General features: G+C 36.2%; 18 protein-coding genes and 1 tRNA gene. 16 read left to right on the forward strand and 3 right to left on the reverse strand.

Going from position 1 to position 16680, the window contains the following annotated elements; genetic code table 11:
• Positions 1-151: 151 nt before the first annotated feature.
• Positions 152-1072, reverse strand: a complete 921-nt coding sequence (locus LHV68_05550; GenBank protein MCB4791335.1) for an IS3 family transposase — start codon at positions 1070-1072, stop codon at positions 152-154.
• Positions 985-1332 carry a transposase gene (locus LHV68_05555; GenBank protein ID MCB4791336.1) on the reverse strand — a complete coding sequence of 116 codons (348 nt, stop codon included), beginning with the start codon at positions 1330-1332 and terminating at the stop codon, positions 985-987. Before LHV68_05555 ends, LHV68_05550 begins: the two co-directional genes overlap by 88 nt.
• A gap of 454 nt (positions 1333-1786) precedes the next feature.
• On the opposite strand from LHV68_05555, the gene LHV68_05560 reads away from it, so the two are divergent.
• The 12 genes from LHV68_05560 to LHV68_05615 all read left to right on the forward strand — a co-directional run bounded on the left by LHV68_05560 (position 1787) and on the right by LHV68_05615 (position 11530).
• On the forward strand, positions 1787-3304 hold the full coding sequence (locus LHV68_05560) for a putative DNA binding domain-containing protein (GenBank protein ID MCB4791337.1): 1518 nt from the start codon (positions 1787-1789) through the stop codon (positions 3302-3304).
• Positions 3305-3431: 127 nt separating this feature from the next.
• Entirely contained in the window at positions 3432-3647 is a 216-nt protein-coding gene (locus tag LHV68_05565) for a hypothetical protein (protein ID MCB4791338.1), read from the forward strand.
• A 100-nt stretch (positions 3648-3747) separates the two neighbouring features.
• Positions 3748-4206: a hypothetical protein gene (locus tag LHV68_05570; protein ID MCB4791339.1), complete on the forward strand. Its 459-nt coding sequence runs from the start codon at positions 3748-3750 to the stop codon at positions 4204-4206.
• A 46-nt stretch (positions 4207-4252) separates the two neighbouring features.
• Positions 4253-4798: a hypothetical protein gene (locus LHV68_05575; GenBank protein MCB4791340.1), complete on the forward strand. Its 546-nt coding sequence runs from the start codon at positions 4253-4255 to the stop codon at positions 4796-4798.
• Positions 4799-4930: 132 nt separating this feature from the next.
• Positions 4931-6172 carry a DUF4297 domain-containing protein gene (locus LHV68_05580; protein MCB4791341.1) on the forward strand — a complete coding sequence of 414 codons (1242 nt, stop codon included), beginning with the start codon at positions 4931-4933 and terminating at the stop codon, positions 6170-6172.
• A complete protein-coding gene (locus LHV68_05585) occupies positions 6162-6713 on the forward strand; it encodes a hypothetical protein (GenBank protein ID MCB4791342.1) in 552 nt (183 codons plus the stop codon). Before LHV68_05580 ends, LHV68_05585 begins: the two co-directional genes overlap by 11 nt.
• Positions 6710-8683 carry a hypothetical protein gene (locus LHV68_05590; protein MCB4791343.1) on the forward strand — a complete coding sequence of 658 codons (1974 nt, stop codon included), beginning with the start codon at positions 6710-6712 and terminating at the stop codon, positions 8681-8683. The genes LHV68_05585 and LHV68_05590 overlap by 4 nt, the downstream gene beginning before the upstream one ends.
• A 151-nt stretch (positions 8684-8834) precedes the next feature.
• Positions 8835-9122 (forward strand): hypothetical protein, encoded by a 288-nt coding sequence (locus LHV68_05595; GenBank protein MCB4791344.1) that lies wholly within the window; start codon positions 8835-8837, stop codon positions 9120-9122.
• Between the two features lie 230 nt (positions 9123-9352).
• Positions 9353-9440: transfer RNA gene (locus LHV68_05600), tRNA-Ser, on the forward strand.
• Between the two features lie 387 nt (positions 9441-9827).
• Positions 9828-10361, forward strand: a complete 534-nt coding sequence (locus LHV68_05605; protein MCB4791345.1) for a nucleotidyltransferase domain-containing protein — start codon at positions 9828-9830, stop codon at positions 10359-10361.
• 76 nt (positions 10362-10437) lie between these two features.
• Entirely contained in the window at positions 10438-10791 is a 354-nt protein-coding gene (locus LHV68_05610) for a HEPN domain-containing protein (GenBank protein ID MCB4791346.1), read from the forward strand.
• 100 nt (positions 10792-10891) lie between these two features.
• The gene (locus tag LHV68_05615) at positions 10892-11530 is read left to right on the forward strand and encodes an HD domain-containing protein (protein MCB4791347.1); all 639 of its coding nucleotides are present in this window, start codon (positions 10892-10894) and stop codon (positions 11528-11530) included.
• A 158-nt stretch (positions 11531-11688) separates the two neighbouring features.
• Here the strand turns inward: LHV68_05615 and LHV68_05620 are convergent, their stop codons facing one another.
• A complete protein-coding gene (locus tag LHV68_05620; protein ID MCB4791348.1) occupies positions 11689-11892 on the reverse strand; it encodes a cold-shock protein in 204 nt (67 codons plus the stop codon).
• A 241-nt stretch (positions 11893-12133) separates the two neighbouring features.
• On the opposite strand from LHV68_05620, the gene LHV68_05625 reads away from it, so the two are divergent.
• From LHV68_05625 to LHV68_05640, 4 genes are all read left to right on the forward strand, one after another.
• Positions 12134-12559 (forward strand): PilZ domain-containing protein, encoded by a 426-nt coding sequence (locus tag LHV68_05625; protein ID MCB4791349.1) that lies wholly within the window; start codon positions 12134-12136, stop codon positions 12557-12559.
• A gap of 326 nt (positions 12560-12885) precedes the next feature.
• Positions 12886-14298 carry a transglycosylase SLT domain-containing protein gene (locus LHV68_05630; GenBank protein MCB4791350.1) on the forward strand — a complete coding sequence of 471 codons (1413 nt, stop codon included), beginning with the start codon at positions 12886-12888 and terminating at the stop codon, positions 14296-14298.
• Positions 14299-14481: 183 nt separating this feature from the next.
• A complete protein-coding gene (locus LHV68_05635; protein ID MCB4791351.1) occupies positions 14482-15438 on the forward strand; it encodes an L-lactate dehydrogenase in 957 nt (318 codons plus the stop codon).
• Positions 15439-15465: 27 nt separating this feature from the next.
• Positions 15466-16674 (forward strand): DUF1015 domain-containing protein, encoded by a 1209-nt coding sequence (locus tag LHV68_05640; GenBank protein MCB4791352.1) that lies wholly within the window; start codon positions 15466-15468, stop codon positions 16672-16674.
• Positions 16675-16680 lie beyond the last annotated feature (6 nt).

A 16680-nucleotide genomic window follows, 5' to 3' on the forward strand; every position in this document is an offset into this window, starting at 1 on the left:
TGTTGCCTTTGACGTTGCGACTTTGACTTTAAGAAAGAAGAAGTAGCCGCCGTGGTGTTGACGTTTTTTCTTTTTTGCTACTTTTTTCTTTGTGAATTGCTGTGAATAACCGCAAAAACGGTGATTATCTTTCCACAAGGTCTTTGAAATCTTATCCGCTTATGGATGCTGGCTGAATATCAGCCGGTTTAGCAGTATTTAAAAGAGCCTCGAATTCGTCTGGCGGAACATACCCGATAGAAGAATGCAGACGCTTGGTGTTGTAAACCTGCTCTATGAAATACGGGGTGCGTTCAATAACATCATCAACCGTATGGTATTCGTTCAAATAAACTTCTTCGTATTTGAACGTTTTAAAAAAGCTTTCGGCACTGGCATTTTCATACGGATTACCCTGCTTGGACATACTGCTTAAAATGCCATGCTCTTTTAAAACATCAACATATTCTTTGCAGGCATACTGCACTCCGTGATCCGAATGATGAATGCACCCTGGCGCAGGACTCCGTCTTTTTATGGCCATTTTAAGAGCTTCTACAACAAAAGAAGCGTCCAGTGTCAAAGACAGGGCATATCCTATCACTTTGCGCGAAAACAAGTCAAGAACCGCTGCCAGAAACACGAACCCGCGTAAAAGATGAATGTAGGTTATGTCGGCAACCCATATTTGATTTATCTGTACCGGAACAATGTCTTTTATCAGGTTCGGGTATCTCAGAAACTTGTGGTTTGAATTCGTCGTTACCCTGTATGCCCTTGGCTGCTTGCATTGAAGATTCTGTTCCCTGACTATACGCTCTACACGTTTATGGTTGACTGAGCTCCACTCTTTTTCGCGTCGGAGTTGCTTATAAATGCGCCTTTGTCCGTATCCGGGAAATTCCTCAGCGATTTCTTCTATGCGTTTTGTGAGGTTTTCTTCATACTTCTGTTCTTCGGGTGTCTTATGCTGCCTGTAATAGTAGGTGCTCTTTGGCATTTCCATCAATTCGCACCCCCTTCGCGTTGTTTCAACGAAGTATTGGTGCTCTTTGATAAACGCTCTTTTGTCTTTTGCAGTTGTCGGGCATATTCTTGAGCTTTTTTTAAAAACTCTATCTCCATGGCCTGACGCCCGACCATCTGCTCAAGCCTGGCTATCTTTTCCTGATATCCAGCTTCATTAACCGGTGTGTTGTTGAACCGTCCTCTTTGATGGGCATCTATCCACCGGGTTAACAATGTCGGTGAAATCGTGTGCTTGCGCGCTACGGCTGTCTTGCTCATTTCACCGCTTAATGCTTCTTCTACTATCTGCTGCTTTTGTTCTTTTGTAAACCGTCTGTATGTCATGACAAGAGCCCTCCTTTTAGGGTCCTTGTCAGCTATTTTAACTTTTTAACTTATTTTGTGTCCAGTTTTAAGGGTACAGTCCAGAGTATTAAAAAAACAAATCATAAAAAGGACCCAGTATAGGCCCTAGTTGTCTCAAGTCTGTCCCAAGTTTAGACATTGGCAATGACAATGATCATGTCCATAATAAATAATGGGGATCTCACTGATAGTATCTTTCAGTTTTAGCATGTAATATACAGGTGCGTTAATAATGTGCGGGGTTATTTATGAAGAAGAATTATACATTTAAGTGTTTGGGTCCGATACCTTCCTTCGTATGCCTGGGTATGTAAATATCCTAAATCACCAATAAACAAGGTGAGAAATGCTAATTTATATGTTATTTGCCAAAACTATCAAAAAAAGTTAAAATTAACCTATATTTCACAGATATAGGAGCTTTACATAAAATATGGCATTACCTATAAATATTGACGAATTAATAAATGGGCAAGCTGTTGAATCCGAAAGAATTGAGTTCAAGGAAGGCTGGAATCCTGAAGCCATACTTCACTCGCTCTGTGCCTTTGCCAATGATTTAAATAATTGGGGCGGGGGATATATAATTATTGGCATAAAATGTAATAAGGGTAAGCCTATCCTGCCGCCTGTAGGATTAAGTCCAGAACAAATTGATTCTTACCAAAGAAAGCTTCTTGAGCTTTGCCATAGAATTACTCCACACTATTTTCCTGTTTCTTCGGTTGAAAAATATGATGGTAAAAATATTCTGGTTTTGTGGGCTCACGGAGGCGAAACAAGGCCTTATAAAGCCCCAAAAACGCTTGCAAAGAAATCAGAGCAAATATATTTTGTGAGAAGATTTGCCTCAACAGTAAAGGCAAATCAGTCTGAGCAAAACCAGCTCTATACTCTGGCTACGAAAGTACCGTTTGATGACAGAATTAATCAGGATGCTTCAATAGAAGAGTTCAGTCCGCACCTTATTAAGGCATTCCTGAAAGAAGCAGGCAGCGATTTGCTTTCAATAATGGATTCTATGTCCTTGAAAGAATTATGTACTCAAATGCAGATTGCCCGTGGCTCAAAGGAATTCTTTAGGCCTATCAACGCGGGACTTCTTCTTTTTACCAATAATCCTGAAAAATATTTTAGAGATACACGGATTGAAGTTGTTGAATATCAGGACGAAATAGGCGACAAGTTTACTGAAAAAATATTCACAGGCCCTATCCATAGCCAGCTTAGAGAAGCGCTCCAATATATTAAAAACATAGTTGTTAAAGAAGAAGTAAGAAAGATTCCTGATCAAGCAAAAGCAATGAGGTTTTTTAATTATCCTTATACAGCGATTGAAGAATCTCTTGCCAATGCGGTATATCATAAAAGTTATGATGAAAGAAATCCTATAGAGGTTAATGTTCGGCACGATAAGATTGAAATATTATCTTTTCTCGGGCCTGTCCCTCCCATAGACAATAAAGCCCTTAAGAAGAAAACACTAATTGCTCATATGTATCGCAATAGGCGCATAGGAGATTTTCTTAAAGAGATAGATTTAACTGAAGGCAGAAGCACCGGTTTTCCTAAAATACGCCAGGCAATGAAGTTCAACGGCTCACCACAGCCGATTTTTGAAACCAATAAAACCCGAGATTATTTTTTAACAATACTGCCGATACATCCAAAGTTTAAGACTAAAGCAAAACTTGCATCTGGTCCAAGTGAGCAAGTCAGTGAGCAAGTCAGTGAGCAAGTCTTAAAAATACTTGAGTACTGCGATGTGCCCAGGAAGAAGCAGGAAATACTAGAACATCTTGGTTTAAGCAGTGTGTTTATGAATTACAAAAGACATATATTACCTTTAATAGAAAAAAGTCTGCTTGAACTTACAATACCAGACAAGCCTCAGAGCAGTAAACAGAAATATAAAACAACAGAAAAAGGATTGGCATATATAAAAAAGTAAATCTCTGAAGTTGTGAAAACTTATATGACAAAATGAGGGGATTATGAGTGCCAGCGTAAAAGGAATATAATTTTAATACCACACTTAAAAATATCTAGTGTGGTTTTTTTGTTGTAAAGGAATATGAATGACACTTACTAAGCAACAGGCCAAAGAAAACCTTTCAAAACTTATTATAAAGTTTGAAACAGAAATTGCTTCTGGCCGGGCATATGAGTTTAACGAAGAAGCCACAAAAATGGCTTTCATTGAACCTTTACTAAAGGATGTCCTCGGCTGGAATGTTAACGACCATAATGAAGTAAATCCTGAATATAAAGTTTCCCGTAAACGGGTGGATTAATGAAGTACTATATTATGTACTTAGTGAAGTCAGGCACTGTCTTTTATAATATAGTTAGTGAAGTTAGAGAAGCCTGACACCGGATTTCGATTGTACTTTTATGACAAAACAAAAATCACTAGCTAAATCATTGGCCCTAATTTTTAAGGGTATCAAAGGACTACGGGACACATTCAATAATGAACGTCAATTTACTATTGATGGTCGTCTCGTTGGCGATATTGGCGAGGTCATTGTCGCAATCGAATATAAGGTAGTTCTTGATAAAACTTCACAACCATGTTATGATGCAACGAGTCTTGATGGAAGACGCGTACAAATTAAAGCTACATTCCAAAATCAACTTACTTTTAAAATCGTTCCGGACTACTATATAGGTCTTAAACTGAATGAAAATGGTACTTATGAAGAGGTTTATAATGGTCCTGGCAAGTATATTCGCGAGCGTTACTCGAAACGAAAAGGGATTGGTGTGAACCTCCTAAGATTTCCAGTTTCTGAGCTTAAAAAATTGCAAACAAATGTTAATAAAGATGAAAAGATACCACGTAGGCAATAGATTATGAATTTGCATTAAGTACAAATAGTATTTAAAATAGACACATATGGATATTAATACATCGGTTGGATCTAAGATTAATGAATTGATTTCTGAATTTAATAACTTTCCAGACAAATTTCTTACGGAAGAGGATGTTAGGGGTTATCTTTATCACCTTCTCTTGAGAGATTTTGGGGAATACCAGAGTACGAAAAATCAGACCGTATCAATTGCTATTCACAATGAAGTGCGCTGGTATGGCGATAATAACAAGCTGAAATATAGGTCAGATATTGTGTTGGTTGATGTTGGTGCGTTAATAACGCAGGAAAAAACAGGGTTAAGACTGCCATCAAAAGGTTACATGTTTAATAAATTTAATGCATTAATAGAATTGAAATTACGTAGGATAAATGGTAAATCAGATAAGCAATTTTTGAAAGATATAAGGGCGGAAAGACGAAAAATAAATAAACTTCATAGAGAATTAGAAGATGGAATATGTAATTTTATCTCATTTCTTATAGTTTTTGATAAGAAAAACAACCTGGAGTTCAGTTGTCGGAATGATGATTTTGCTAAAGAGTTTTATATATTTTGCGATGCATAAAATGCTATAGTGCAAATTGAAAAGAACGGGTAAGGAATTAATAAGAAATGATGGATAAGAGAACAAATATTGTATTACCTAACTATGGACCCAAGAACCTCGTATTAAAGAACAGATTATTTGAGGTAAAAAATGCAAGATAATCCTATCAATAAATATAATCACGCTGACCCGGGCGATAATGTGCAAATGTGTTTTCGATATCAGCAAGGTTATGGGGTTGTCTTGTTGCTTGGTAGCTTTTCAGGAAAACTTCCTTATAAATCCATATGGTGTGAGCACTATGAGGATTTTCTTGGAGAAAGAAATGATGGAAAATATGATGCGTACCAAATAAAAACAAAAAAACCGGAATTGGGGGCTTGGAAATTAAATGATAAAGATTTGCTAAAATCTATAAAAAGATTTTCCGAGCTTGAGCAATTAGCGTCAGAACGAATTAATGCATTTAAGTTTGTTTCTAACGCTGATTATTATAATTCACTTCAAAAAATTGAACAATGTCCAGTCAAATTCCTGGAAGCTTGTCAAAAAAGTAGTGGTGAGGATAGTATTCAAACACCTTTTAAACAAGCTTTTTCAAGTATGTCAAGAAAAGTTAATTGTCCAAAAGAGCTTTTGTTCCGAACCTTAAAAAAGACTGATTTACTCAAGGGGCCAGGGAAAGAGACATTTGATGATGAAATTTGTGTTACCCATATGGAGAGTGTAGATGCTTTAAAGGGATGTATTATTTACGAACGTAATAAAATCAAAGATAAACTAATCGATTTGATTTATAAAGCATCATCCCTTCATCTTTCAGACCCTAATAAACATTGGATTCCTCTAAATAATGTACCAAACATTGATCCAAAGTTGTCAGCAAAAAAAATATTGATTGCGACGGTGGCACTAATTATTGAAGAAGAAAGAATAACACCACCCTTTCGCTACTTGCAAGGAAGTACTCAAATTAGAATAGGCAAATTTAAAAAACATGAATCAATATTAGCGAAAAAATTGACTCGTGGCGGATTAGAGATAGATTTGGAGTCATTTATGCAACGTTCGTTGGCCGCTGAAAAAAACTTGATTGAATTAGGATATCGGAATTCACAAAATGCTAAAGAGGTGATCGATCATATAGCGAAATTTGTTAAATATGAATGTAATGATTCTTATAGGTTGTATTATGATGAAAATAATATATTTGGACCGGCTATGTATAAGGATATAATTAATAGAATTAGAGAGATAGCCAGTAAAAAGTCTGAGAAAGTATATGGATTGGATTATGAATGTCTAATAGGGATAGCTGGATTGCTGACATCTGAGTGTCATATATGGTGGAGTAAAAAATTTAATCTTAAAGAGGAAGACAATGTTGTCTAGAATTGTTTTTGCATCTACTTTGGAGCTTAACGACGAAATACATATGGCAAGACTATTGATTCTATTACATCAATATGGTGGCAAGAGGAATAGGCCGATTGAGGGCATAACAAAACTAGCCAAAGCAGATTTTTTGCTCAGATATCCTAACTGTTTGCAAAGAGTATTAAGTAAACATTATTCTGATTCATCTTACCCTAAAATTCAAGAATACGAAAAGCAAAATGTCGAAAATAAGATGGTGCGATATAAGTATGGCCCTTGGGATTCAAGGTTTCGTAGATGGATGGGATTGCTTGTCTCAAAGAATTTGGCTCGAGTATATACCAAGGGGAAGACCATTTATATCGAATTAACAAATGAAGGGGCTAGGGTGGCTTACGTTCTTGAAAAGAAATCTGAATTTGCAGACTATGGCCTGAGAAGTTCACTTGTTGCCACAATAGTTAAAAAATATTCTGCTTCAGCTTTGAAAAACTATATTTATGAAGTATTTCCAGAGTTGTTAAGCATGAAATTGGGAGAAGAAATAAAAATATGAATTTTAGAATTGATAAATTACGAATTGATTTTAAAAAATCTACCGAAGAAATTATTTTTAATAGATTGAATTTCTTTTATGGTTCAATGGGAGCAGGCAAATCTACTATAGCAAGATTAATTGATTATTGTCTTGGTGGAAACTTAGAAGAAACACCTGCACTGCAATCCGAGTTTGTTTCAATAACCTTAGAAGCAATTGTTGGCGACTACATTGTGTCCTTAACTCGTGACAAGAATAATAATAATATTAAGGTACTTTGGGGGCAAGGTTTAAGAAAAAGTAATAGTTTAAATATACCTGCCAGAGATAAAAATGGAGAATTAATCCCAGATACAGGAGTTGAGGCTATATCTGATTTCATCTTTTATCTAAATGGAATTCAGCCCCCGAAAGTTAGAAAAAGTAAAGTAAGAGAAGATTCTGAGTTAATCCCATTAAGTTTGCGTGATGTATTTTGGTATTGCTATTTGGATCAAGATGAAATTGACAGTTCGTTCTTTAATCTAGAGTTAGACGCTGATCCATTTAGACGTCAAAAAAGCAAGGATGTTATAAGGTATCTGATTGGATTTCATCAGGATAAGGTTGCTTCTTTGGAAATGCAAGTTGAGAATTTACGACAAAGAAAAGAGAGTATTTTGCAAGGCGCAGAGGCTTTGTACGGTGCGCTAAAAAAAATTGGTATGAATTCAGAAAGAGATATAGAAGCAGAAGAAGAAGAATATAAAAAAGAATTGAATGAGATTGCGACAACTAAAGATTCTGTCCGAAATATTCCAGACACTAAATTACGGCATTCAACAGAGGAGTATAGGGAAAATGCACGTGTATTAAATAATCAGATTGTCCAGTCCGAAGAAGCATTAAGTGAAATCAATAAAATGATTGAAAATCATGAGCAGTTGAAAAACGAGCTTATAATGCTGGCTATAAAAGCTGATCGAGTGATGGCTGCAAGGGTAGTTCTCTCTGCTGCAGATTTTATTAATTGTCCTAGATGTGCATCAGAATTGCCGCGAAGAGAGGAGGGTAATTGTAAGGTTTGTGGTCAAAAAGAAAGTGATATAGCAGAAAGTGATAGAGAAGATATAAAGATACAAAAAGCTGACCTGAAAATGAGGGTAAACGAGATTGAGGAAATCTTAGAGAAGCATGTGGAAAAACGTGTAATGTTAGAAAAAGAAATAGCAGATTCTAGGCAAAAAAAGGAAGAGCTAGATTATAGGTTGTCTAAGGCTTTAAAGCATTATGATTCCATTGTGATGTCAAATTTAATATCACTAGAAGCTCGTTCTGCAAAGATTGAAGAATACCTAAGAAGTTTATTAAAAAACAAAGCATTAATAAAGCAATATGAAGAAATGTATGAAAATTCAGGTAAGATAGCAGAAAAAGAAAAAACATTGAGACGCGAATTGTTAGAAGAGAGAAAACGTGCGGAAAGAGATACTAGCAATTTAAAAAATCTCGAGGACTTATTTCTAGACTGTTTGATTAGAGCAAAGCTTCCTGGTATTAAAGAAGAAGATATGGTTACAATACCAACGAATAATTTGTATCCATCGGTTCACAGCAAAGGCATGGAGAACATTGCTGTCACTAATTTTTCTAATTATGGAAGTGGAGGAAAGAAAACGTTGTTTAAAGCATGCTTCGCGTTAGCTATACATAGGCTTTCTGTCAAAACGGGCAATATTATTCCCAATCTATTAATAATCGATACACCTATGAAAAATATTAGTGAGCGAGAAAATAGAGTGCAATTTGAAGGGTTTTATAATTTATTGTATGATTTGGCGTCCAGTGAATTGCAAAATACACAGTTTATAATAATTGACAAAGAATTCTTCCCTCCGAAGCAAGAGTTTCAAGATATTTTTGTGAGACATATGAAGCCAAACGAAAAACATACGAAACCAGGAGAAAATAGAACCCCCCCATTGATACCATATTATAATGGACATTGATAATCTTTGTTGTAATGGAATAATAGGAGACATGGTAAAATTGACATTATAAAGTAAGAATTCTGGGCATTGTGTCATAAAGAATATTTTCGAAAATATTATATACAATTTACTTAAACTCAAAAATATATCTGGATAAAGGAAATGGAATATGTCAAAGGATAATGAAATTATGGATTTCTTACATAAAAATGTTTTTGATCCGATTCTAGATTCTCCAAATGCATCAAATAGTTTAAAACAAGGTGTTCGTTTAACTATTATGAGAATGAATGAAAGGGATACTAAAGGCAAAATACTTTACTATTGGTCAGCAATTGTAGGTACAGAGAGGAGTACTGAATTTGCTCGAAGTATGCGAAATGAAGGTTTTACACGTTTTGAAGAAGTTATTGATGAATTCCGAGATAGGTTTAATGATGAATGGCTAGCATCATAGGAATTCCAACTAAGCATCAAGAATCAAGAGAAGGAAAGGGTCAATAGACATATAGAATAGTGCCAAGCCCTCCTTTGCGTTCTGGTGTCAGATTAGGCATGCTGCTATATATATGTTAAGTAGCAGAAAACAACAGCCACAAAAACAGCCACATTGGAAATATGCGGAGAAAATGCTATAATGGTGCAGGAACACAAATCAATTGTAAAATCAAATTGTTATTTGTAGATGGAAGGATGGCCGAGTGGTTGATGGCGCTGGTCTTGAAAACCAGTGTATCCTTTTAGGGTACCGGGGGTTCAAATCCCTCTCCTTCCGTTTTCTTTTGGGAGAGCAAGCCAACTGCTTGGTTTGCGTGGGGATTTGAAAGACGGAGACATGTCTGAGTTTCCCGAAGGGAAGGCGAAGACGGCGAGTCGGGGTCGCAAAAAATTCCCGTCAGGGAATTTATTTGTGACCAAATCCCTCTCCTTCCGTTTTCTTATTTGATAGGGGGATTTGAAAAAATACCGAACGAGTTTTCAACGGGGAAGTGCTGCTGCAGTTAAAATTCTTATAAGAAGCGGCCTCTCCTTACGCTTTTTATTTATAATACATTTGGAGGAATTCCATTGAATAGTTGTAAATGCAGCGTTAACCCTTGACAAAAGATATATAATTCATTATAATGAACATACGTTCAGTATAATGAACAGTGGGGCTGATATGAAAAGTGTATTTGTGCTTACAAATACGCAGAAGGTGTTAGATTGCTTAACAAAGCATCCGGGTGAGCAATTCCTTGCAAATGATATTCAAAATGAATTGAAAATCAGTAAGGGCGGGGTAAACCAGTCCTTGCGGGAATTGGCAAATGAGGATTTAATAAATAGAGATAAGAAGGGCAAGGTTTATCTATATTCTTTAAATCATTCTAATGCTATAGTAAAACAATTCAAAATATTGAAAAATATAGAATTAATATACGCTTTAGTGAATAAACTAAAAGACAAAAGTGAAAAAATCATTTTGTTTGGAAGTACATCAAGGGGAGAGGATTCCTCACAAAGCGACATTGACTTATTTATTTTAACAAAAGTTTCTGATGAAGTTTACAAGATATTTAATAAATATAAAACTAAAAGAAAAATTCAATTAATAGTCAGAAATACTGTTGAATACATGAAGATGGAAGATAAGGAAAAAGTATTTTTTGAAGAAATAAACAGAGGTGTCGTAATCTGGGAGAAGAAAGAATGAACCAGGAATTTTAAGACTGTTTGAAGAGGAATAAGATCCAGGATTTTTCAAGAGGAAAGGCGCTTGTAGAAAAGGAATTAAAGACGCAAAACAGGATTTTAACTCTGCCAAGGAAAGTTTTGAAAATAAAAATTATAAATGGGCTACTGTTCAATCATATTATTCAATGTTTCATTGTGCAAGGGCATTATTGTATATTGAGAATTTTAGAGAAAAAAGTCATTTCTGTTTAATTATAGCGATCAGGGCTTTGTATGTTGATAAAAAATTACTTCCGCACAGCCTAATCGAAAGTCTGCAAAAAGCGAAGATATTAAGAGAAAATGCCGATTATTATGATGATTGGTCGGAGAAAGCTGCAGAATCTTTGTTAAAATCAGCTGAGCAATTTATAGAAATAAGTAATAAACTGATTTCACAAAAGCAATAACATATTTTATTATTCAAAATCCTCTCTCCTTACGTACTTCGACTCACAGTTCGACAAGCTCACTGTTCGCTCACTAAAAGTTTTCTTTTTACAGGAATTTATGAATAAACTAAAATTAATTGAAAAAGAAGTTAGGGATAGGCTGTCAAGAATCCATGGCAGCCATGATTGGGAACATACTAAAAGAGTTTATAACATGGCATTGCATATAGGTAAAAAGGAGAAAGCGGATATTTTAATAATCAAACTTGCTGCCTTGCTTCATGACATAGCAAGAGACGAACAAGACAGGTCAAACGGGAAAATCTGCCATGCTAAAAAAGGGGCGGAGATAGCCCAAAAGATCCTAATAAAATATAAATTCAGCAAAGGTTTAATAGATCAAGTCCTTCATTGTATACAAGCTCACAGGTTTAGAGAAAAAACAAAACCGGATTCTTTAGAGGCAAAGGTATTGTTCGATTCCGATAAATTAGATTCTATCGGTGCGGTAGGTATAGCAAGAGCGTACCACTTTGCAGGAAGCCTGGGAGCAAAACTTCATAACAAGGATGTTGATATAGCTAAAACCAAATCATATTCAACGGATGATACCGGCTACAGGGAATATCTGGTAAAATTGAAATATATAAAAAATATAGTTTATACGAATGAAGGCAAAAGAATCGCAAGAGAAAGGCATAAGTTTATGGAAAGTTATTTTAACAGGCTTAATAAAGAGGTGGAAGGCAAACTTTAAATATGGGGCAGTTGCTTTCTTGATTACAGTGAGTAACAGTTTATGATTCCAGTGATACTTCGAAAGGCATTAATGCACTGGATTTTTGACAGGAACTAAACAAAAACCCCGATCAGAAAATGAATCCTGGTCGGGGTTTTTAGACTAACAAAGGTTGGTTATACTTTTCTTATATTAGCAGCTTTGGGCCCTTTATCTGATTCTACAATGTCAAATTCCACATTGTCGCCTTCAGCCAAAGATTTGAAACCCTCAGCCTTGACTTCAGAAAAATGTGCAAACACGTCCTTACTACCATCGTCGCAAGAAATAAAACCATAACCCTTCTTGTCATTGAACCATTTTACTTTGCCTTTTGCCATTAAAAACTCACCTGCCTTCTTACTACCCGGGAAAACCCAAAGGTATTTACTGAATTGCAAATCCCATCAAAAGCAGAATTAAAATGCAATTGGACCGGCAATTAGAAGTATTATAGGTAAAATTAATTATTTTGTCAAATATAGTTTAAAAAAAATTCTTTAAAAAAAACGAATAATTCTGGAAAAAATAAAATAAATATGATAAATTATAAGTGATAATTCTATTAAACTGGAGCCGAAAATGATAGAAAATAAAAGAAAATATGAAAGGCATAACTTAGAAATCCCTATAAAGATTCAATTAGGCGATATTGTTTTTGACAAAACAGAATATTTAAATGATATCAGCATGAGCGGGTTGTCTTTTAAATCCAAATCCCCTATTGATAAGGAAACAATAATTTATATAAAAATACCTCTTCTAAAGCCGGTCTTTGAAGCAAAGGGAAAAGTGGTATGGTGCAAAAAAGCAGAAGGATATTATAATGTAGGCATAAAGTTCATAGAAATAGCGGATTCTTTCAAGCTCAGGATGGTTGAGCAGATATGCCATATAGAAAAGTATAAAAAGGAAATATGCAAGAATGAAAACAGACAGGTAACCGGAGAAGAAGCAGCTCTTGAGTGGATAAGAAAGTATGCCAAATCCTTTCCGCATTATAAATAAAAATAAATTTTAATATTTATATAAGATATATATTAAATACCCTTTTTAGCATCAGAATAATAAAAAGGGTATTTCTATTTAAAAGTATTTGAAAATACAATGAATTTGTGGTCATAAAAAAAATCAGTAAAATTAGTATAAAAAACTTTGATTTTTTTTGTTAAATAAGGTATAATTTATATCGAAAACGAAGTTCCATGGCATTACACTTCATGCTGAGGTTTTTGCAAAGGGAGACGGCCATAGCATATTATCTTCGCATTCATTTACTGGCTTGTGCCCGGAATAATCTGCGAAGACGGATAAATTGTTAAAGGGGGCTTTATATGTTAAACTATGAATATTTAATCGCATTACTCCGAAATTACTTAAAAAACAGCTGGGTTAAAAGGTCTTTCATCCTTTTAGCCGGAATGAGCTTAACTGTCGGGATATATTCCGATATCGGCAATAACAAAATGTCAGCTATGACTAACGAGTTTTTTGAAAAAGCGGCACAGCAGAAGGACAAGAATAACGTTCAAAAAACATTACGCAAAGCAGAGAGGCTGTTTGAAAAGGCCGTGAGAAGTTATAACGGCGGTAACAGGCAGAAAGCCAATGAATATTATTGCAGGGCATTAGCTTCTCTTGCTCAGATTGACTTGGACCTTGTGATGCAGCATTCCTTGAACGAAGATTACCAGAACATTTTTAGTAAATTAAACAAATCGCTTAATACTCCCGAAGCGGCTCCAATTGAATCCCAGGGTGTAAAAAACTATACAATACCTATAGATAAAGATAATGAACTTGTAAAAAAGTATATGGAAATCTATTCTACAGGTGAAGGCAAAGAAAGGGTAAGAAAAGCTCTTGAGAGATCCGGAAAATACAGGGAAATGATACTTTCAGTGCTTCATGAATACAACCTTCCGGAAGAACTCCAGTATTTACCGATAGTTGAAAGCCTTTTTAATAACAATACATTATCAAGTGCCGGCGCTCTTGGGATTTGGCAAATAATGCCAAAAAGAGCAAGGGCCTTAAATTTAAAAGTGAACTATTGGGTAGATGAAAGAAAAGACCCTGAAAAAGCCACGCGTGCGGCAGCTCAATACCTGAAAGACCTCTATTTAATGTTCGATGATTGGCACCTTGCGCTCCAGGCCTATAACAGAGGAGAGTTCGGCCTGTCCAGGGACCTGGCTTATGCCAAAGCAACGAATATTTACCAGGTTAGCGACAGAAAAGCCGTACCGAAAGAAACAGAAAATTTTGTTCCTCAGTTTATGGTAGCCGCTTTTATAGGGGACAACTACAAGGAATACGGTTTTGGGGATATGGAGTTCGAAAAACCAATGGTCTATGATGAAGTTATAGTAAACAATGTCATAGATTTAAAGATCGTCGCACAATGTACCAGCACTACGCTTGAAAAAATAAAGGAGCTGAACCCGTCTTTGATGGCCTGGTGTACTCCGCATAACTATGACAATTTTAAATTAAAGCTTCCTGCCGGGACCAGAGATGAGTTTGTGGAAAAGATCGCAAAGGTAACAGACCTAAACCCTTCAGGCGGGTTTGTCAAGTATAAGGTCCAGAAAGGCGATTGTTTAAGCAAGATAGCAAAGAGGTTTTTTACTTCTATAAGCATATTAAAAACTGATAATAATATTAGAAAAGAAACAAAACTGCGCGAGAATCAGGTCCTGGTTGTCAGGCCGGGCAAGAAGTTTTTTGAAAAAAAGAATACCTAGTATAGAATTTAAAGATTCTGTATTTATGGTTCGACTTCGCTTACTATACTGAGCCTGTTGAAGCATTACACAGGTTTTAACTAAGATTACACAGATTACGTTGTCACCTGTATTTTTAATCTGTGTAATCATTTTTTTAATTTATGAATGCAAAAAGTTTTTGAAGGGATTAACCTGTAAAAAATGCCTAATTTAAAACCTAAGGTGTCGATAATCGGATGCGGTGCGGTAGGTACAAGATATGCCTATGCTTTAATGATAAAAGGGCTTGCCCGCCAGATAGTAATGGTTGACCCGAATAAAAAAAGGCTGGCAGGAGATGTCTTAGACCTCAGCCACGGCGCCCCGTATGTATCGAATGTCGATATAATAAACGGGGAATACTCTGATATAGCAAACTCCGAACTGGTAGTAATTACCGCAGGCAAGAGCACACTTCCCGGTCAATCCAGGCTTGACGTAGCTAAAGTAAACAGCGAACTTTTTAAGAAGATTATCCCTGATATAGTAAAATATGCTCCCGGTGCGGTCCTCCTGGTAGTATCAAACCCTGTCGATGTTCTTTCCTATGTGGCCTATAAAATATCCGGAAAAAACGAAAAAGAAATCATTGGTTCAGGTACGGTGCTTGATTCGGCCAGGCTCCGCTACCTTTTAGGAAAGGAGTGCAGGATAGACCCCAAAAGTATTCATGCCTATATACTGGGCGAGCACGGAGACAGCGAGTTTCCTGTCTGGAGCAGGGCCATGATCGGCGGCACTCTGTTCAAGAATTACTGCCTGGCATGTAAAGAAGCGCGTACCTGTAACCATGAAGAAAAACTTGAAAATATTTTTAACCAGGTCAAAAACTCTGCCTATAATATCATAGAGGATAAAGGAGAGACCTCTTACGGGGTTGGGCTCTCGCTGGTGAGGATTAGTCAAGGCATATTGCGCGACGAGAACTCAATTCATCCTGTATCTTATCTGGTAAAAGGTTATCTCGGGGTAAAAGATGTTTATATGAGCCTGCCTGCGATAGTTAATTCCGGAGGAGTACGGGAAGTATTGGAATTAGATTTAGACGAAAAAGAACAGCTGGCTTTTAAGAATTCCAGCCAGGCGATCAGGAAAGTTCTTAACGAAATCGGTTTTTAATCTTAAATAAATGGAGGGGCTTAGATCATGGCAGTGATAAAACCCTTTTGCGGGGTAAGGTACTTTGGAAGAGATATATCTAAGTTGGTTTGTCCGCCCTATGATATTATATCTGAGAAGGAGAAAAACGAACTAAAGAAAACCTCGCGCTTTAATCTGGTAAGGATTGAACTGCCGGACCAAACCCGGGGCAAAGACAAATATAAAAATGCGAAATTTCTGTTCAATGACTGGCTGCAAAAAGACATCTTGGAACAGGACACTAAGGAATCTTTTTATTTATATGAACAGTATTTCAAAGATAAGACTAAATTTAAATCAAGAAAAGGTTTTTTTGCTGCGCTAAAACTTGAAAACCCTCATAAAGGTGTTGTAAAACCTCATGAAAAAACACTGGCCAAGCCGAAGGAAGACAGGCTTAACCTGATCAGGGCTGTCCAGGCGAACATAAGCCCTATTTTCGGGCTTTTTAATGATGATAATAAAAGCTTAATAAAACTATGCGATAAAACAGCATCACAAAAAGCAACATCTTATGCTAAAGATAGCAGCGGGGTAACCCATAAGCTGTGGAAAATCGATGATGAAGCAGGCTTAAACCTGTTAAAAAAAGTTTTGAAGGGCCAGGATATTTTTATAGCCGATGGCCATCACAGGTATGAAACTGCATGGAATTACCTCAATGAAAGAAAAAAATCAGCGTCTTATAAAAAAGCTGCGGGGTATAATTATGTTTTGACATATCTTTGTTCCATGGAAGACCCCGGGCTGGTCGTCTGGCCGACACACAGGGTCTTTACCGCACCAAAAGATATCGAAGAAAATATAGCTAAATATTTTAATATTTTGCCAAAAAACAAGTTCATGAAATTATCTTTAAAAACACCCCAGCCGATCCTTATTTACTATAAAGGGAAATCAAGGGCCTTGGCTGTAAAGAATGAGCGTATCCTGAAAAAAGCAATGCCCGATAAATGCAAAGCTTATCAGGAACTGGGGGTAAGCATATTGCACAATGTGTTATTAAAGGACCTTCAGGCAGAAGACCTTACGTATTTAAAAAGCGAAAAGGAAGCATATAAGCTTGCGGACAAAAAAGGAAATATGGCGGCGATAGTCCCGGCAACGCCTGTAAAATCCGTAAAAGAAATTGCCCTTGCAGGCCAGACAATGCCTCAGAAGTCAACATATTTTTATCCTAAAGTAATAACCGGCATGGTCATTAATAGGTTTTAAAACTAT

The sequence above is a fragment of the Candidatus Liberimonas magnetica genome (assembly GCA_020523885.1).
GTDB lineage: Bacteria > Elusimicrobiota > Endomicrobiia > Endomicrobiales > JAFGIL01 > Liberimonas > Liberimonas magnetica.